The organism is Pseudomonas sp. PDM30 (assembly GCF_019218985.1).
GTDB lineage: Bacteria > Pseudomonadota > Gammaproteobacteria > Pseudomonadales > Pseudomonadaceae > Aquipseudomonas > Aquipseudomonas jessenii.
This window is the reverse complement of record NZ_JAHUWM010000006.1, coordinates 75,999-94,554: the sequence shown is the minus strand read 5'-3', so window position 1 is coordinate 94,554 and position 18,556 is coordinate 75,999. Positions and strand designations below refer to the sequence as shown.

Genomic DNA, 18,556 nt, shown 5'->3' with positions numbered 1-18,556 from the left:
TTATTTTTTCTGACGTGGAATAACCTCCGGTACCGGACGTCTTCCTAGTCCCAAGCGTAGTGACTAGTCAGAACTTCATGAACGATATCGACGAACAACTGAGGGAAATCATTCCAGGATTGCGACGGTTCGCCGTGTCGTTGACGCGCAACACCAGCAGCGCTGACGACCTGGTGCAGGCGAGCCTGGAGCGGGCACTCTCGAGTTGGGCTGGCAAACGCGCCGAGGGCGACTTGCGCGCCTGGCTGTTCTCGATTCTCTATCGGCAGTTTCTCGATGCCCACCGTCGCTCCCGGCGCTACGCGCGCATGCTCGAATTCTTCACCGGGCGTGACGATGCCCAGCCCTCGGTGGAGCGCACCGTGATTGCCCAATCGACCCTCAACGCCTTCGACCGGCTGCCCACCGAGCAGCGCGCGCTGCTGCTCTGGGTGTCGGTGGAAGGTTTGAGTTACAAAGAGGTCGCCGAGATTCTCGACGTACCCACCGGCACCGTGATGTCCCGCCTGTCCCGGGCTCGCCAGGCCCTGCGCCAACTCAGCGATGGCGAAATCAACCGCCCTTCCCTGCGGAGACTCAAATGATCAGCATGCCCCCCAGCGAGCGTGACCTGCACGCCTACGTCGACCACCAACTGAGCGACGCCGACCGACGCCAGGTGGAGACTTTTCTGGCCGGTAACCCGCAGATGGCCGCGCAAGTGCGCGCCTGGCAACAGGATGCCCAGGCACTGCGCGCAGCGCTGAGTGGTGCCTTGCAACAACCCGCGAACCCGGACCTGGATCCGGCGGTTATACGCCAGCGCCTTAAACGCCAATCCCGTAGACACCTGGCCAGTGCCGCGATGTTGTTCATCGCCGTCAGCGTCGGCGGTTTCAGCGGCTGGCAAGCGCGGGAGATGACACTGGCGAGTCCCCAGCTTCCAATGACCGATGCGCTGCAGGCGTATCGCCTGATTGCCCAGCAAGGCCTCCTGCCGGCGGATTTCAAAGTCGGCGACGACGGTGACATGCAAGGCTGGCTCGACCGCTACTTCACACAGGCCAATCGCCTGCCCGACCTTTCGGATGCCGGTTTCAAACCGGTCAGCGGGCGCCTGCTGAGCACCGAGCAAGGCCCGGCGGCGATGGTGGTCTACGAGAACCAGAGCGGGCAGAAAATCAGTTTCTACGTGCGCCCGCCAGGGCCGAAAAACTTCCTGCTGCCCAGGGGCAGTCGCAGTGATGGCGAGTTGCAGGCCGAGTACTGGTCGGGAAGTGGCTACAACTATGCGATGGTCAGCCCGGCGGATACACCGGCGGCGCGGATGCTCAAACAGACCACTCAATTCTGATCGCCATCCAGCTGCTTTTTTTGTGGGAGTTTGCGGTGTTCCTTTAGAGCCCAGTGACGGTGGCCCGGAATTTGCCGACACTGCTGGAAGCAGATTCCCTGCTCTGGTTACACTATGGCGGCGCAGCACAAAGAGCCTGCCCGTACACCAGAGGTGATATCCCAGTGGCCGTTCGACCGCCCAGCCGTTCGCGAATCAAATCGCGCTGGCAAACGTTGCGTCGCCTTCTCGGCAAGGCACCGGCGCCCGGTAGCGCCGCGACAGGCCAAGTCATCCACGACTACTTTCGCCATCAGGCCCATGCCCGGGGCTACACCCTCAGTCACAGCCAACAGCGGGTGATCGACTGCATGGCCCGGCATGCCTGCATGCTGATGGGCACTGCGGCGAAACCCCTTCCCGGCCTTTACCTGCATGGTGCCGTGGGGCGCGGCAAAAGCTGGCTGCTCGACGGGTTTTTCCGGGCCATTCCCCTCGCGCAAAAACAACGCCTGCACTTCCATCAGTTTTTCGCCCAACTGCACCAGGGCATGTTCGAGCACCGCGATCAGGCCGACGCCCTGGCGATCACCCTCGATGAACTGCTCAGCGATTGCCGGGTGCTGTGTTTCGATGAGTTCCATGTGCACGACATCGGCGATGCGATGCTCATCACCCGGTTGTTCAAGGCACTGTTCCAGCGCGGCATCCTGTTGCTGGTCACCTCCAATTATCCGCCCGAAGGCCTGTTGCCCAATCCGCTGTACCACGCCCGCTTCAAACCGGTGATCGACTTGATCAATACGCGCATGCAGGTGATGGAGGTCGGCGGGCCCCACGACTACCGCAGCCAGGCCCGAACCCATGCGCATCAGTTGTTCACTCAAGGTCACTACGTCTGGCCGGCGAGCGTGGCGCAACGACAATCGCTGAACCTGCCCAGGCACAATGCCCCGCCTGTTTCGTTGCCGGTAGGTACCCGGCATTTGCGAGCACGTTTCTGCGAAGGGCGCGGCATCGCTTTTACCTTCACCGATTTGTGCGATCAGCCCACGGCGGTGATGGATTATCTGGAGCTGTGCCGCCAGTTCGACCGCTGGATCATCGATGAACTGCCACTGCTGGGCGATTGCACGATTGCCGCCCAGCAGCGTTTTATCAATCTCATCGACGTGCTGTACGACCAGGACAAGCAGTTGACGTTGCTCGGGCAGCACTCATTGCGCGAAAGCCTGGGTGGCGATGCCATTGATCTGGCGCGCACGCGCAGCCGATTGGGACAACTGGTCGAAATCAGCGAACCAGTCTGATCGATATCTTTTTGTTGTATTGAGGGGCCTCTTCGCGAGCAAGCCCGGCCCCACATCTTTCCCGCTATCATGTCGCCCATTTCCAGGGCCCCGCGCCCTCCTCTAGGTTAATGGCGAATCTGTTCATGCATACCCTTGCTCAATTGCGCGCCGGCGAGTTGTCGGGCATCACGCGGCTGGATCTGGCCGAGGGCCTGACCGAGTTTCCCCGGGAGATCTTCGATCTGGCGGATTCGCTGGAAGTGCTCAACCTCAGCGGCAATGCTCTGAGCGCATTGCCAGAGGACTTGCATCGCCTGTCCCGTTTGCGCGTGCTGTTCTGCTCCGATAACCGTTTCACCGAGTTGCCGGCCTGTGTTGGCCAATGCGCTGCACTGACGATGATCGGCTTCAAGGCCAACCGTATCGCCCACGTACCCGCAGCGGCACTGCCACCACTGCTGCGCTGGCTGATCCTGACCGACAATTGCATCGAGACGCTGCCGAGCGCGTTGGGAGAGCGGCCATACCTGCAAAAGCTGATGCTTGCCGGTAACCGCCTGCAGGCGTTGCCGGAGTCGATGCACAATTGTCATCGACTGGAGCTGATCCGCATCGCCGCCAACCAGTTCACCGACTTGCCGCAATGGCTGCTGACGCTGCCAAGCCTGACCTGGCTGGCCTACGCCGGTAATCCGCTGGAAACCGAAGCCGATGCCGCCGCCCTCGATGCCACACCGCGCATTGACTGGTCGGCATTGCACCTGGAGAAAAAACTCGGCGAAGGGGCGTCCGGAGTGATTCATCAAGCTGTCTGGCAACCGACCGACCAACCGGCCATGCCAGTTGCGGTGAAGCTCTACAAGGGTGAAATGACCAGCGATGGCTCGCCGCTGCACGAGATGAACGCCTGCATCACCGCGGGCCTGCACCCGAATCTGATTCGCGTCGAAGGGCGGATTGTCGATCACCCGCAACAAACCGCCGGGCTGGTCATGCAGTTGGTCCCGCCGAGTTTTCGCAACCTCGCCAGCCTGCCGAGCCTGGCGTCGTGCAGCCGCGACATTTATGCCGAAGGCTTGCGTTTCAGTGCGGCGGTGGCGCTACGCATTGCCTCGGGCATTGCCTCGGTGGCCGAACACTTGCACAACCACGGCATCACCCATGGCGATCTCTACGGGCACAATATTCTGTGGAATGAGCAGGGCGATTGCTTGCTGGGGGATTTTGGCGCGGCGTCGTTCCACGGGATTTCCGACAGCCTGGAAAGCCGCGCCTTGCAGCGGATCGAGGTGCGGGCGTTCGGGGTGTTGCTGGGCGAACTGCTGGGGCGGGTCAATTCGGGGTTGAGCGACGAACAGCGTGGGGTACTGGAAGATCTGCAACAGCGTTGCTGCCAGCCGCAAGTGCTGGTACGGCCGGGGTTCAGCGAAATCGTGCGGCAATTGGAAAGTCTGTGACCGCTGTGCGGTCAATCGCGAGCAAGCTCGCTCCCACAGGGTAGCGCTAAACCTGTGGGGGCGAGCTTGCTCCGGGCGGCGATCCGACGATGACGGTCTGTCAAACAACATGACCGTCATTGACACAAAGACTTAACCCGCCAACCCGACAAACATGTCCTGCACGTCGTCGTGGTTATCGAGGCCTTCGAGGAACGCTTCGACTTCCGCCATCTGCTCATCGCTCAGGCCGCTGACCGGGTTTTTCGGCTGGTAGCCCAGTTTGGCCGACAGCACGGTGAAGCCTTGTTCCGGCAGGGCTTTCTGCACCGCGTCGAGGTCGGTCGGTTCGGTCAGGAACAGGGTTGCACCCTCTTCACCCGGCTCGAAATCCTGTGCACCGGCTTCGATGGCGGCCATTTCCGGATCGGCATCCGGGGTGTCCGGCGACGCTTCGATCATGCCGACGTGGTTGAAGTCCCAGGCCACCGAACCGGAAGCCCCCAGCTGCCCCTTGCGGAACGCCACGCGGATCTCGGCGACGGTGCGATTGATGTTGTCGGTCACGCACTCAACGATCAACGGCACCTGATGCGGGGCGAACCCTTCATAAGTCACGCGATGGTATTGCACGGTTTCGCCCAGCAGGCCCGCGCCCTTCTTGATGGCACGATCCAGTGTTTCCTTGGGCATCGAAGCTTTCTTGGCCTGTTCAACCACCAGGCGCAAGTGCGCGTTGGTAGCAGTATCAGCGCCGTTGCGCGCAGCAATGGTGATTTCTTTCACCAGTTTGCCGAAGATCTTGCCCTTGGCATTGGCTGCCGCTTCTTTGTGTTTAACCTTCCACTGTGCGCCCATTTCTCACTCTCTTATCTGTGGCATCTGTGGCGCCGAGACATCTATTGGCCGACGCTTTGCACAAGTTTATACGGCCTAAAGTTGGCAATCGACCAAAAAATCCCGACTTGCATCGACATCTTCACCAGCGGTTGTAGGGCAATTCGGAAATGTCGCTTTACCGTGCCCGCAATGCGCCGGGGTTTCGTACGCTTTGCACCCTACTCCACAGCGGTAGCGCGTTCGATGCACAACGACAAGGAAAGTCCCACCACCCTGACGCTTCTCGAAGACGACCTGAACTTCCAGGTGGTCCGGTTCAGTGGTCATGAAGCTCTCAACCAGCCCTATCGATTCGACATCGAGGTGATCGGGCTGGCACCAGCCCTGATCCTTGAGCGATTGCTGCACCAACCGGCGTTCCTCGAATTCGGCCACGATCAAGGCATTCATGGCGTGCTGGACAGCGCCAGTTGTGAACATCGAAGCGGGCACCGGGTCGCTTACAAGCTGGTGCTGGTGCCTCGTGTCCAGGTGCTGGAACAGCAACGATGCCGACGTATTTTCCAGCACGCCAGCGTGCCCATGATCCTGCGCCAATTGCTGGAGGAACATGGGTTGCCCGCCAGCAGTTATCGCTTTGAACTGGCAACCAGGCACTATCCCCTGCGACCTTTTTGCATTCAGTACGAAGAATCCGACCTGGCGTTGCTGCAACGGCTGTGCGAGGAAGAAGGCATCCACTATCACTTCGAGCATCAACGCGACGGCCATGTGCTGGTGCTGGCCGACGACAGTCTGAGTTTTCCCCAGGAGCCACTGCTCATGTCGATGAGCGGCGGCGCCCCCGGCGAACACCAGGAACCGGTGATCAGCGAACTGTTCCAGCGCCATGACGCCACGCTCTCCCCTGTGCGTCCAGGCGCCAGGAATCCGGGTGCAGCGGACATCAGCGAAGGCGCAGCCAATCACTCGTTCGCCACGGCGAGGCACTGTCCCGCTGGCGAGCAACAACATCGCGACCAGCTCAGCCGTCGACAACTGGAACGCCTGCGCTGCCGTCACCAGCAGATCCACGGTCAAAGTAGCCAGGGGGCATTACGCAGTGGCCGGATCCTGCAAGTGGCCGAGCACCCGCTGGCGAATTTCAATGATCAATGGCTGGTTACCGAAATCCGCCATCAGGGGTGTCAGTCATCCATTCTGCTCGACGACACACCGGGCACGGCCTCGGGTTACCGCAATCAATTCAGCGCCATTCCCTGGTCGACGGTATTCAGGCCCGCGCTCAAACAACCCAGGCCGAATATCCCCGGGTATCAGCCCGGTCGCGTGTGCGGCCCGGTCGGGCAACCGGCGGCAGTGGACGAGGATGGCCGGGTTCAGGTGAACCTCTGGCCCGCCGCGCAACCAGCCGCAGAAGAGTCCAACGGCCTGTGGCTACCGCTGGCACTGACCACCGCCGAGGACTGGATCGATCCGGCCCGCTTGCCCGTGGCTGGCAGCGAGGTACTGGTGATTTTCCTCGACAGTGACCCGGATCGCCCGGTGCTTTGTACGGCCATGGGCCCTCGGCCACAACCTCACCGCCCTCGCCCGCATGAGCCCCGTGGCGATACCCGCCTGCTGTTCGACTGGCTGCTCACCCGCTCGGACCCTGCACCCTGACGCTCAACCCTTGTCAGCCTTGCCGGCTGCAGCAGCGAACTTCGCCAGACGCACGTCCAGATGCCGTGGCCGATGCCCGTGATCCTCCGCGCGCTCCTTGCGGCGGATGGCGTTGCGCACCATCAGCGAGCCGATGTAGCGAATCGGCTCCGGCGGGAAAAAACCCAGAGGGCCATTGACCAGCGGCGAACGGGTCCAGGGGTTGTCCAGGCCTTGAACCATCGACGCCAGAATCTGCCCGCCCATGTGGCAGGGGCCGACGCCGCTGCCGGAATAGCCGAAACCGTAAAACACATTGCCACTGGCGCTCATCTGCCCGAAGAACGGCAGCCCGGTCACCGATCGATCCGATGGACCGTTCCAGGTCGCCTCGACCTTGACGCCGGCAAACGCCGGGAAGAAATCCGCGAGACTGCTCTGCAACAGGCCGGCATAAGGCGATGGCTGATCGAACACCGGCAGCATGCGCCCGCCATAGGCAAAGGTGTTGCCGCCCTTGCCGAGCATGATCCGGCCGTCAGGCGTGTTGTGGTAGTAGTGCACGAAAATCCGCGAATCGAGCACCGTGACGCCGCTGGTCAGGCCGATTTCGTCGAGTAAATCCGGCCGAGGCTCGGTGATCAGCATGTCGCTGGAAACGATCGCCACGCTGCGTTCGAACTGCGGAAACGCCCGGGCCATCCAGGCGTTCATCGCCAGCACCACGCGGTCGGCGCGAATGGTGCCCTTGGGGGTTTGAATGCCCGCCGGCCGGCCCTCCTCCAGCCCGGTCATCGCGGTGTTTTCATGAATCCTCACCCCCAGTTGCAGGGCTACCCGGCGCAAGCCACGCACCAGTTTGCCCGGCTGCACACTGGCCGCGGCCGGGGAAAACCAGCCCTCCAGGTGTTTGCTGGAACCGGCCATGCGCTGCACATCGGCCACTGGCCGCTGGGTGAACGAGTTGATGCCGTTGCGCTCCAGCGCCGCGATCACAGCGTCGGTCGAGCCGACCTGAGCGCGATTGGTCGCGGTGTAGAGGGTGCCATCGAGGCGGTAATCGGCGTCCACCCCATATTGTTCGCAGAAGGCGCCGATGGCATGGATGCTGCGCTCGGACTCCTTGACCAGACGCACGGCTTCTTCGACACCGAACAAACGTTCGAGGGTGAAATACTTGGCCGACCACGACAACGCACAACCGCCATTGCGTCCACTGGCCCCGGCACCGCAGATGTCCGCTTCGATCAGCAACACATCCAGTTCGGGGTTCTGCTCCTTGAGCATGATCGCGGTCCACAACCCGGTGTAACCACCGCCGACGATACAGACATCGGCGCGGGCGTCGCCTTCCAGTGGCGGACAGGTTTCGGATGCATCAGCCTTCAAGGCCTGGTCCAGCCAAAAGGGTCTCATGGGGTCAATCTCCGGTCAGTGGCCCACACGCCGGCCTGCCGCAGGTGCAGCAGGCGACGAGGGACAGGATTCAGGTACGCAGGGGTTTGATGGTCATCGCTTGATTGGGCACGTAGGCGAAGTGAGTGCCCAGGCCACCGGGGCGGCTGTTCCAGTGCGGGATCAATACCAGCGCCGAGAACATGGCGCAGCCGGCGAAGACGATGAACACGGTAACGGTGTCGAAGTAGCCCGGCAGCAGCCCGCCGAGAATCGCCCCGACCGAACCGCAGCCGTTGACGAAGCCGGCTGCCGTGGCGCCGGCCTTGGCGGTGCCGAAGTCGATGGCGGCCGCGCCGCTGATCATCGAGTCCGGTCCGTAGAGGGTCAGGCCCATGACGAACAGCAGCGCCACCACCAGCAGCACGCTGCCGGTATGCAGGGCGCCCATGAAAAACGCCAGGGACACCGTCAGCGCCAACAGGCTGATCACGCAGGCCGGCATGCGCCGGGCGCCGAACAGTTTGTCCGAGGCCAGGCCAATCAGGATCGGCCCGAGCAACCCGGCCAGCTCGAACGCAGTCGGAATGATCGCCGCGCCGACCTTGCCCACCGAAGGCATCTGTTCGAAGACGATCACCGGCCCCCACAGCAGAATCGCGTAGCGCGCCGGCTTGAGCATGAAGTACGCCAACCCCAGCACCAGCACCGTGCGGTTGCGCAGGATTTCCTTCAAAGGCTCCCACATGCTGATTTTGCTTTGCGCCTCGGCTTGTTCGGCGGTCAGCTCAGGCTCCGGCTCCACCGCCGGCAAGCCGACGTCTTCCGGTTTGTTGCGTTGGAAAATAAAAAACAGCACGGCGACCAGCCCAACCACCGCCGCACTGGAAATGAACGCCGCATGCCAGCTGCCGATGAGCGTGTACGCCCACCAACCGGCAAACGGCGAGGCTACCAGGCCACCAAAGGCGTAGCAGGAACTCCACAGGCCCAATACCCGTCCGCGTTGCTCGGAGGGAAAGAAGCTGCCGAGGTTCTTGCACAGCCCCGACCAACCGGTGGACTGCGCCAAGCCTTGTATCAGCATGCAGGTAGCGAAAATCGGTAACGTTGCGAAGTTGCCCATCACCAGCGCCGCGGCGGCGGAAATCAGCAACCCGCCGAGCACCACAACTCGCGGGCCAAAACGGTCTGCGAGGATGCCCCAGGTGAACTGACCGACGGCGTAAGCCGTCAGGTAGATGGCGTCGAGGTTGGCCATGGCCATTTTGTCGAGCATGAAGGTCGGGTCTTCGCCAATACCGAGCTTGGCGACCGAGAATGCTTTGCGGGTGAAATAGAACGCGGCGTAGGCGAGCCAGGTGATCGCGAAGATCTGCACGCGCCAACGCTTGATGGTGCCGATGTGCTTGTTCATTGTGGTTCTGACCTCAGGGTGTGAGTGTGCCGGCAGAATTGGAAGAAAACGCCTGTGTTTTTATTGTTGAGCACTGCGATATCGCCCTGTCCCTACGGCGGATACCGGTCAGATGAGTCCTGTAGTTGCACGCACAGGCTCATGGCACCCGCTGCTGTTCGACTGACCAGTCAGCGGGGCTGAGGTGGATAAAAACAATTACTGATTAATAAGTGAAATCGATTTATCGTATTTCAAATATAAGTTCAGCTTGTTACTGGAGATTCCCATGTCGGTGTCCCACGCCCAGCTCAAAGCTTTCCACGCCGTGGCGGTCCATGGAAGCTTTACCAAGGCCGCCGAACGCCTGTTTCTGACGCAACCGGCGATTTCCGACCAGGTGCGCAAGCTCGAAGAGCGCTACGGTGTTTTGCTGTTTCACCGCAACAAACGCTCGGTGCGCCTGACCGATCTGGGCGAGCGTCTGTTGAGCGTTACCCAGCGGCTTTTTGTGATCGAGGCGGAAGCCCAGGAACTGCTTCAGGAATCCCAGGCCTTGCAGACCGGCAGCCTGATTCTGGCGGTGGATGCACCGGTGCACGTGCTGCCGCAGATTGCCCGATTCTGTGAACGCTACCCCGGGATCAGCGTGAAGATCGAAACCGGCAACACCGATGAGTCGCTGTTTCGACTGTTCAACTATCAGGCCGACCTTGCATTGCTGGGCCGCGATGTCAGCGATGAACGCCTGATTTCACTGCCCCTGCGCAACGACCCGATGGTGGCGTTCGTGTCGCGCAATCATCCGTGGGCCGACCGCGAATCCATCACCCTCGCCGACCTCGACGACACGCCACTGGTATTGCGGGAAATCGGTTCGGTGACCCGGCAGACGCTGGAGGAGGAAATGGCGGGGGCCGGGTTTCGCATTCGGCCGGCGATTCAGGTTGAAGGTCGCGAGGCAGCTCGAGAGGCGGTGGTGGTGGGGATTGGCGTGGGCGTTGTATCGGCTGCCGAGTTTGGTGCGGATTCGCGGGTGTGTGCGCTGCCGATTATCGATTGCAAACGCAGGCTGACGGAAACCCTGGTGTGCTTGCGCGAGCAGAGTTCGCGGCGGGTGGTGGCGACGTTTCTTGAGATGGTGCGCGAGAGTCTTGTGTAGGCAGGTCCGGCCCCATCGCGAGCAAGCTCGCTCCCACAGTGGTGGTGTATCGTCTGAATAATCTGTGATCGACGCAAATCCCTTGTGGGAGCGAGCTTGCTCGCGATGCAGGCAACTCGGTCTACCTGACTGGCGCCAACCCGAAAAACGCCTGAATCAAGCGCAAGTCCCGCCGCCGCTCCATACAACCAATCATGTGCCGGTTTACCAACCCCTCGCCAATGATCGGTACCGCCGCCACCCGTGGATCGTGGCTGACCTCCACCGACGACACCACCCCCACCCCCAGTTCGGCGGCCACCGCCTCGGTCACCGCTTCGCGGCTGTCCAGTTCCAGCAACACCCGTGGATTGACCCTGGCCTGGGCGCAAGCCTCATCGAAGGTGCGCCGGGTAATCGAACTCGGTTCGCGCAGCACCATGATCACCTGATCCAGTTCCTTGAGCTGCACGCCTTTAGTCTTCTGCGCCCAAGGATGCCCGTCGGGCACCAGTGCGCAAATCCGCGATTCGTTCAGCGCCTGAAGATGCAGGCCCTTGCGCGGCTCGACCTCGGTCAGCACCGCCACGTCGGCATGTTCGGACAGTAGCGCCGCCAGGGTTTCCTGGGCGTTGCCCAGGCGCAGGTTCACCGTGATCCCCGGATAGCGCGCCCGCAGGCTGGCAAGCATGGGCATGACCATGTGCGGGCCGTCCGCCGCCACCTCCAGACGCCCGGTCAGCAATTGCCGGTTGGCTTCGAGCATCACCTGCGCCTCTTCGGCCAGGCCGAACATCGCCCGGGTGATTGCCGCCAGTTTGGTGCCCTCCTCCGTCAGTTCCACCCGTCGGGCGGTGCGGCGCAGCAGGGTGATCTGGTAGTGCTCCTCCAGGGCCTTGATGTGCCCGGTGACCGCCGGCTGGCTGATGAACAGCCGCGCCGCCGCCCGGGTAAAACTGCCTTCCCGGGCCACGGCATCGAAGGCGCGGAGCTGAAACAGGTTCATGAATAACCCTCACTGATGGCTGGCATAACAATAAACAATTTGATTGATAACACGGCAAATTGCAATTTAAGCCCCGTAGCTTCATCCCATCGATTGCGAGGACACGAGAATGAGTACTGCCGAACCCATCCTGCTCACCCCCGGCCCGTTGACCACGTCGCCCCGCACCCGTCAGGCGATGATGATCGACTGGGGTTCATGGGATGACCGCTTCAATCAACTGACCGCCAGCCTCTGCGAGCAACTGCTGGCCATCATCAACGGCACTGCCACCCACCACTGCGTGCCTTTGCAAGGCAGCGGCACCTTCGCGGTCGAGGCAGCGATCGGCACGCTGGTGCCTCGGGACGGCAAGATTCTGGTCCTGATCAACGGCGCCTACGGCAAACGCCTGGCGAAAATCTGCGAAGTACTGGGCCGCTCCTTCAGTACCTTCGAAACCGCAGAAGATGAGCCGACCACCGCCGCCGACGTCGACCGCCTGCTACGTGCCGATCAAGACATTACCCATGTCGCCCTGATTCACTGCGAAACCAGTACCGGCATCCTCAATCCGCTGCCAGAGATCGCCCAAGTAGTGGCGCAACACGGCAAGCGCCTGATCATCGACGCCATGAGCTCCTTCGGCGCCCTGCCCGTGGATGCGCAGCAAGTGCCGTTCGACGCACTGATCGCCGCCTCGGGCAAATGCCTGGAGGGCGTGCCGGGCATGGGTTTTGTCTTCGCTCGCAAAGAATCCCTGGCCAGCGCCGCCGGCAACTCGCATTCGCTGGCGATGGACTTGCAGGACCAGCACGCCTACATGGCCAAGACCGGCCAGTGGCGCTTCACCCCGCCGACCCATGTGGTCGCGGCGCTGCACGAAGCCCTGCTGCAATACAACGAAGAAGGCGGCTTGCCGGCGCGGCACGAACGCTACGCCGCCAACTGCCAGGCATTGATGGAAGAGATGGGCAAACTGGGGCTGCGCAGCTTCCTGCCGGCGGCTATCCAGGCGCCGATCATCGCCACCTTCCACGCCCCGAAAGATCCGCGCTACGCGTTCAAAGAATTCTACGAGCGGGTCAAGGCCAAGGGCTACATCCTCTACCCCGGCAAACTGACCCAGGTCGAAACCTTCCGCGTCGGCTGCATCGGCCATGTCAACCCGGCGCAAATGCGCGAAGCGGTGGCGGCGATTGCCGAAGTGTTGCGCGAGATGGAAGTGCTCGACATCTAAACCACACCACATTCCCTGTGGGAGCGAGCTTGCTCGCGATGAGGCCCGATCAGTCGACACACATGTTGAATGTAAGACCGCTATCGCGAGCAAGCTCGCTCCCACAGAAAAGCTGAATGTCCGAATAGATCGATATCACAGGAATCCAAACGCCATGAACTACGCCAACCCAACCAAGCTGCAAGCCGCCATCCTCGACTGGGCCGGCACCGTGGTCGACTTCGGCTCCTTCGCCCCGACGCAGATTTTCGTCGAGGCTTTCGCCGAGTTCGACGTCCAGGTGTCCATCGAAGAGGCCCGTGGCCCGATGGGCATGGGCAAGTGGGACCACATCCGCACCCTGTGCGATCTGCCGGAAGTTGCCGAGCGTTATCGCAAAGTGTTCGGCCGCACGCCGACCGACGATGACGTCACTGCGATCTACCAGCGTTTCATGCCGCTGCAGATCGAAAAAATCGCCGAGCACTCGGCGCTGATTCCCGGGGCACTGGAGACCATCGCCAACCTTCGCCAGCAAGGGATCAAGATCGGTTCCTGCTCCGGTTACCCGAAACAGGTCATGGACAAGGTGGTCGAACTGGCCGCCACCAACGGTTACGTGGCCGACCACGTGGTCGCCACCGACGAAGTCCCGAATGGTCGCCCATGGCCCGCCCAGGCGCTGGCCAACGTCATCGCCCTGGGCATCGACGATGTCGCCGCGTGCGTGAAGATCGATGACACAGTGCCGGGCATTCTCGAAGGCCGCCGCGCCGGCATGTGGACCGTTGCGCTGATCTGTTCGGGCAACGCCCTGGGCCTGGACTACGAAGGTTATCGCGCTCTGGGCAGCGATCAGCTGGACAGCGAGCGCAAGCGCATCCATGGGATGTTCGAAAGTTCGCGCCCGCACTACATGATCGACACCATCACCGATCTGCCGGAAGTGATCGCCGACATCAACAAGCGCCTGGCCAACGGCGAAATGCCACAGTCGAGCTAAATACCGCAACGCCCCCCTCCTGTAGGAGCGAGCTTGCTCGCGATGGTGTGTCAGTCGACATCAATGTATCTGACACTCCATCGCGAGCAAGCTCGCTCCTACAAGGTTTTTCTCTGCCTTTACCCGAACCCGAGCATCCAGCGACCAATCGCCTCAGGCAAATCCGGTGAAACAGGATTACAGTTAACGCACACCGTCGGACAAGAACGGTGGCTTTAAACCGGACCTCTGAGGAACACCCCATGCCGTGGAAAAACTCTGAGTCGCGCTACAGCACCGTATCGATCGCGCTGCATTGGCTGATGCTGGTCCTGCTGGTGCTGGTTTACGCCTGTATCGAGTTTCGCGGGTTCTTTCCCAAGGGCAGTGGCGCGCGCACGCTGATCGTCGAATCACACTTCATGCTCGGCCTGACCGTATTCGTTCTGGTCTGGCTGCGATTGTTCGCACGCAGCCTCGGCCCGGCGCCGCAGATCTTCCCGGCCTCGCCGCACTGGCAAACGACACTGGCCAGGCTGATGCACTGGGCGCTGTACATTTTCATGATCGTCACGCCGATTCTCGGGTGGCTGGTCACCAGCGCCAAAGGCAATCAGGTGATGTTCTACGGTGTCGACCTGCCGATGCTGGTAGCGGAAAACAAGGACCTGGCCAAACAGCTCCAGGGCTGGCATGAGCTCGGCGGCACTATCGGCTATTGGCTGATCGGCCTGCATGCCGTGGCCGGGCTGTATCACCATTATGTGGTGGGCGATAACACATTGCTGCGGATGATGCCCAAGCGGGTAAACCGCGACGCCTGAACTTGACCGCTCCCACATTGGTTTTCGGTGACTTTCAGGTTTGTGAATTGAATCCCCGCCACCCCTGCAAGCCGCCAGTGTGGACGAAGATCAGCCGCGTGCCTCGGGCGAACTTGCCCGCTTCCACTTGGTGCTTGAGTGCCAGCAGTGCCTTGCCGGTATACAGCGGCTCCAGTGGAATATTTCCCACCTGCTCCGTCTTTTCAATAAAGTCGAGCAGCAACGGATCAACCTTGGCAAACCCGCCGCGACTGGCCTCGAACAGCTCATACACTGCATCGACCACCCCCGCTTCCTGCACGATCCGCTCGACCTGCTGCGCCACCCCGTGGTCATCTGGCACCGCCAGGGCACCATATACCGGATGATCCCCCGCTTCGGCCAGCACCAGGCCGGCCAGGGTCGTGCCGGTTCCGCAGGCCAGCCACCAGCCGTCATAGTCACTCCAGCCCAAGCCCGCCAATTGGGTACAAACCCTGGCCCGCAATTGCATGCAACCTTCAGCACCAGGTAATCCACCTCCGCCTTCAGGCACCGGATGCAATGTCGGGTAGCGGGTTTTCCAGGGTTGCCAGAAACCCGCTTCATGCCTCGCTCGATAGCCTGCGTAGCCCAGCCAGTGCAACTCCATGCCGAACGCCTGCAAGTCCTTGACCGTCGGGGTTTGCTGAGGATGCCCGCGCAACAGGCCGACGGTGGAAAAGCCCAATCGCTTGCCCGCCGCCGCCAACGCATGAAGATGATTGGAGTGCGCGCCACCGAGACTGATGATGCCTTCGGCACCCAGACGGTCGGCGGTTTTCAGGTGTTCGATGAGCTTGAACCATTTGTTGCCGCTGATCAGCGGGTCGATCCGGTCCAGATGCAGCACCGCCACTTCGATGCCGGCTTGAGTGAGCCAGTCGAGGTGAAGGGGGTCGAGGGGAGCCTGGGGTAACCAGGTGGAGGGTGGGAGAAGCATTGGCGCCTGATTGAGCTAAAAAAGAAAGTACATTCTAGTCGCTCAAAGGCAGCCATCGCGAGCAGGCTCGCTCCTACCTTCGATCTGCTGAACGACACAGATTCAGTGTGGGAGTGAGCTTGCTCGCGATGGCCATTGGCACGCTTGACCGGTCTGTTACAACTGCGCCGCCAACCGCGACCCCTGATTGATCGCCCGCTTGGCATCCAGCTCTGCCGCGACATCCGCGCCGCCGATCAGGTGCACGCTCTGCCCCGCCGCCGCCAGGCCGTCATGCAACTCGCGCAGCGGATCCTGCCCGGCGCAAATCACGATGTTGTCCACTGGCAGCACCTGAGCTTCGCCGGTTTCGCCGATGCGAATGTGCAGGCCTTCGTCGTCGATTTTCAGGTATTCAACGCTGTTGAGCATCTGCACCTGTTTGTTCTTAAGGCCCGCGCGATGAATCCAGCCGGTGGTCTTGCCCAGGCCGTCGCCGACCTTGGACGTCTTGCGTTGCAGCAGGAACACCTCGCGGGCCGGCGCATGGGGCGCGGCCTTGATACCGGCGACACCGCCGCGCGCCTCAAGGTGTGTATCGATGCCCCATTCCTTCCAGAACGCGGCGCGGTCCTGACTGGTGGCGACGCCTTCATGCACAAGGAACTCGGAAACGTCGAAACCGATACCACCGGCACCAATCACCGCGACTCGCTTGCCGACCGGCTTGCGCTCCAGGATCACGTCCAGGTAGCTCAGCACCTTGGCGTTTTCCACCCCTGGAATGGCCGGCACACGCGGCGCAATGCCGGTGGCCAGAATGATTTCGTCGTAGCCGCCCTCGACCAGCCCGGCCACGTCGACGCGGGTGTTCAGGCACACCTCGACGTTGGTGGTCTGCAACTTGCGGTTGAAGTAGCGAATGGTTTCGTAGAACTCTTCCTTGCCCGGAACGCGCTTGGCAATGTTGAACTGACCGCCGATTTCGCTGGCCGAATCGAACAACGTCACCTGATGGCCACGCTCGGCGGCCACGGTTGCGGCGGACAGACCGGCAGGGCCGGCACCGACCACGGCGATTTTCTTCAGTTGCTGCACGGGCAGATAGTTGAGCTCGGTTTCGTGGCAGGCACGCGGGTTCACCAGGCAACTGGTCAGCTTGCCGCCGAACGTGTGGTCGAGGCAGGCCTGGTTGCAACCGATGCAGGTGTTGATTTCATCGGCACGACCTTCAGCGGCTTTGTTGACGAAGTCCGGGTCGGCGAGGAACGGCCGCGCCATGGACACCATGTCGGCATCGCCCTCGGCCAGGATCTGCTCGGCGACTTCCGGGGTGTTGATACGGTTGGTGGTGATCAGCGGAATATTGACCGAACCCCGCAACTTGGCCGTAACCTTGCTGAACGCCGCGCGCGGCACTTTGGTGGCGATGGTCGGAATCCGCGCTTCGTGCCAGCCGATACCGGTGTTGATGATGGTCGCGCCGGCCTGCTCGATGGCCTTGGCCAGTTGAACGATCTCTTCCCAGGTGCTGCCGCCTTCAACCAGGTCGAGCATCGACAGACGGAAAATGATGATGAAGTTCGGGCCTACCGCTTCACGCACGCGACGAACGATCTCCACCGGCAGGCGCATGCGGTTTTCATAGCTGCCACCCCAGCGGTCGGTACGGTGGTTGGTATGGGCGGCGAGGAACTGGTTAATGAAATAACCTTCGGAACCCATGATTTCCACGCCGTCGTACTCGGCGGTTTGCGCCAGTACCGAGCAGGTGACGAAATCGCTGATCTGCTTCTCGATGCCTTCCTCGTCCAGTTCCCTGGGCTTGAACGGGTTGATCGGTGCCTGGATCGCACTTGGCGCAACCTGTTTCGGGCTGTAGGCATAACGACCGGCATGGAGGATCTGCATGCAGATCTTGCCGCCCGCGTCATGCACGGCACGGGTGACGATACGGTGCTTGAGCGCCTCTTCTTCGGTCGTCAGCTTGGCCGCGCCGGAATACACGCCACCCTCGTCATTCGGGCCGATACCGCCGGTGACCATCAGGCCGACACCGCCACGGGCACGCTCGGCAAAGTACGCCGCCATGCGCTCGAAGCCACCCGGTTTCTCTTCAAGGCCAGTGTGCATCGACCCCATCAGGGTGCGATTGCGCAGCGTGGTGAACCCCAGGTCCAGCGGAGCCAACAGGTGCGGGTATTGAGCGGCGGTCATCGGTAACTCCACATCGAGCGATCACGGAAAGTGCGGGAGCTCTGCGGCCCCCATCAGTCATGTTCGACAGACTAAGAGTCGTGCCGTCATCCCTCAATGACCGTAAATGACAACTTATTGACCGAAATGAGCAGCAACATTGGGCTATCAGTGATCATGCCCAAAACCCGAAGTAAACAAATGCCATGGCCGCGGCTACACCCCACGCGGTCAACGCCATTACCGTTGAATGATGCGGTAACCGGGATTCGCTCAACCGCTGCAATCCGGATTTCGAAAACCCGGACTGGTCATAACGGCAATACTGGATTGCCCGGTAGGTGTGTCGGATGCCTAGCAACAGAAACAGGGTGATCAAGCCAAGGACCAGTCCACGCGTAATAGCCGGTTTGACCAATAGCGCAAGGTGATCCTGCTCGCAGGCGGCGCTGTCGATTTCCTCAACGGTAATACGCTGATCATCCGTCGAAGTGCGCTTTTGGCCAGTCTGGTTCGCCGCCAGTTGCTCCAGATCCAACACCTGATACTTCCATAGCGTTGGCGATCCTTTTCGGCAGAAGGTAAACGCGGCAGGACTTGAGACGGCGATAATACCAGCGTCGTCGATATTCAGTTTTTTCAGCGTTTCCGTGGCGGACCTGGTGAAGTCCAGGTCGAAGAGTGGAGTCACCCCAGTAGCAAAAGCCGCGATCGAAACCAATAGGCTGCTCAAGACGCAGATGGCTGAAATGTTCAAGGCAGGGTTTCCTTTTTTCCATTGTTTTTTGATTTCGCCGCTCGGTTCCAACCTGTTTGATGAGTTCCAGTACGCTGCTGGCCCCCCCGATAACGGATGGTATTGCGGACAAAACCCCGGAGAGTGAAAAGAGAAAGGGAGGGCATCCATTGCCCTCCCCTCCGTGGTTCACGCTCCCTGCGACAGTCCTTATCAGG

At 61.2% G+C, this 18,556-nt stretch carries 16 protein-coding genes; 9 read left to right on the top strand and 7 right to left on the bottom strand.

All coding sequences use genetic code 11. From position 1 onward, the window contains the following. The first annotated feature begins 77 nt into the window (after positions 1-77). The 4 genes from KW840_RS15790 (at position 78) to KW840_RS15775 (ending at position 4,061) form a co-directional block, all read left to right on the top strand. Positions 78-584, top strand: coding sequence for a sigma-70 family RNA polymerase sigma factor (locus KW840_RS15790; RefSeq protein ID WP_090456673.1), 507 nt, complete (start codon positions 78-80; stop codon positions 582-584). Then, positions 581-1,333, top strand: a complete 753-nt coding sequence (locus tag KW840_RS15785) for an anti-sigma factor (protein ID WP_090456675.1) — start codon at positions 581-583, stop codon at positions 1,331-1,333. The genes KW840_RS15790 and KW840_RS15785 overlap by 4 nt, the downstream gene beginning before the upstream one ends. 164 nt (positions 1,334-1,497) lie before the next feature. After that, the gene (gene zapE, locus KW840_RS15780) at positions 1,498-2,622 is read left to right on the top strand and encodes a cell division protein ZapE (protein WP_218496172.1); all 1,125 of its coding nucleotides are present in this window, start codon (positions 1,498-1,500) and stop codon (positions 2,620-2,622) included. A gap of 125 nt (positions 2,623-2,747) precedes the next feature. Further along, positions 2,748-4,061 (top strand): leucine-rich repeat-containing protein kinase family protein, encoded by a 1,314-nt coding sequence (locus KW840_RS15775; RefSeq protein WP_218496171.1) that lies wholly within the window; start codon positions 2,748-2,750, stop codon positions 4,059-4,061. A 132-nt stretch (positions 4,062-4,193) separates the two neighbouring features. On the opposite strand, the gene KW840_RS15770 is transcribed toward KW840_RS15775, so the two are convergent. Further along, entirely contained in the window at positions 4,194-4,898 is a 705-nt protein-coding gene (locus tag KW840_RS15770; protein WP_056854673.1) for a YebC/PmpR family DNA-binding transcriptional regulator, read from the bottom strand. A 225-nt stretch (positions 4,899-5,123) separates the two neighbouring features. Here KW840_RS15770 and KW840_RS15765 point away from each other — a divergent pair, with 225 nt between their 5' ends. Then, entirely contained in the window at positions 5,124-6,545 is a 1,422-nt protein-coding gene (locus KW840_RS15765) for a type VI secretion system Vgr family protein (RefSeq protein WP_218496507.1), read from the top strand. Between the two features lie 3 nt (positions 6,546-6,548). Here the strand turns inward: KW840_RS15765 and KW840_RS15760 are convergent, their stop codons facing one another. Together KW840_RS15760 and KW840_RS15755 are read right to left on the bottom strand one after the other, a co-directional pair. Next, entirely contained in the window at positions 6,549-7,940 is a 1,392-nt protein-coding gene (locus tag KW840_RS15760; RefSeq protein WP_218496170.1) for an FAD-dependent oxidoreductase, read from the bottom strand. A 70-nt stretch (positions 7,941-8,010) separates the two neighbouring features. Then, positions 8,011-9,336, bottom strand: coding sequence for an MFS transporter (locus KW840_RS15755; protein ID WP_057714112.1), 1,326 nt, complete (start codon positions 9,334-9,336; stop codon positions 8,011-8,013). Positions 9,337-9,604: 268 nt separating this feature from the next. Here KW840_RS15755 and KW840_RS15750 point away from each other — a divergent pair, with 268 nt between their 5' ends. Further along, a complete protein-coding gene (locus KW840_RS15750; protein ID WP_057714111.1) occupies positions 9,605-10,477 on the top strand; it encodes a LysR family transcriptional regulator in 873 nt (290 codons plus the stop codon). 121 nt (positions 10,478-10,598) lie between these two features. Here the strand turns inward: KW840_RS15750 and KW840_RS15745 are convergent, their stop codons facing one another. Then, positions 10,599-11,462 (bottom strand): LysR substrate-binding domain-containing protein, encoded by an 864-nt coding sequence (locus tag KW840_RS15745; RefSeq protein ID WP_154861372.1) that lies wholly within the window; start codon positions 11,460-11,462, stop codon positions 10,599-10,601. Between the two features lie 109 nt (positions 11,463-11,571). On the opposite strand from KW840_RS15745, the gene KW840_RS15740 reads away from it, so the two are divergent. The 3 genes from KW840_RS15740 to KW840_RS15730 all read left to right on the top strand — a co-directional run bounded on the left by KW840_RS15740 (position 11,572) and on the right by KW840_RS15730 (position 14,466). After that, positions 11,572-12,681 (top strand): 2-aminoethylphosphonate--pyruvate transaminase, encoded by a 1,110-nt coding sequence (locus KW840_RS15740; RefSeq protein WP_218496169.1) that lies wholly within the window; start codon positions 11,572-11,574, stop codon positions 12,679-12,681. Between the two features lie 154 nt (positions 12,682-12,835). Beyond that, positions 12,836-13,663, top strand: a complete 828-nt coding sequence (gene phnX / locus KW840_RS15735; RefSeq protein ID WP_218496168.1) for a phosphonoacetaldehyde hydrolase — start codon at positions 12,836-12,838, stop codon at positions 13,661-13,663. Between the two features lie 242 nt (positions 13,664-13,905). Then, complete coding sequence (locus KW840_RS15730; RefSeq protein ID WP_218496167.1) at positions 13,906-14,466, top strand: cytochrome b; 561 nt, start codon at positions 13,906-13,908, stop codon at positions 14,464-14,466. Positions 14,467-14,500: 34 nt separating this feature from the next. On the opposite strand, the gene KW840_RS15725 is transcribed toward KW840_RS15730, so the two are convergent. From KW840_RS15725 to KW840_RS15715, 3 genes are all read right to left on the bottom strand, one after another. Further along, the gene (locus KW840_RS15725; protein ID WP_218496163.1) at positions 14,501-15,427 is read right to left on the bottom strand and encodes a 1-aminocyclopropane-1-carboxylate deaminase/D-cysteine desulfhydrase; all 927 of its coding nucleotides are present in this window, start codon (positions 15,425-15,427) and stop codon (positions 14,501-14,503) included. A gap of 156 nt (positions 15,428-15,583) precedes the next feature. After that, positions 15,584-17,623: an FAD-dependent oxidoreductase gene (locus KW840_RS15720; protein ID WP_218496161.1), complete on the bottom strand. Its 2,040-nt coding sequence runs from the start codon at positions 17,621-17,623 to the stop codon at positions 15,584-15,586. Between the two features lie 154 nt (positions 17,624-17,777). Beyond that, complete coding sequence (locus KW840_RS15715) at positions 17,778-18,509, bottom strand: hypothetical protein (RefSeq protein WP_349735504.1); 732 nt, start codon at positions 18,507-18,509, stop codon at positions 17,778-17,780. Positions 18,510-18,556 lie beyond the last annotated feature (47 nt).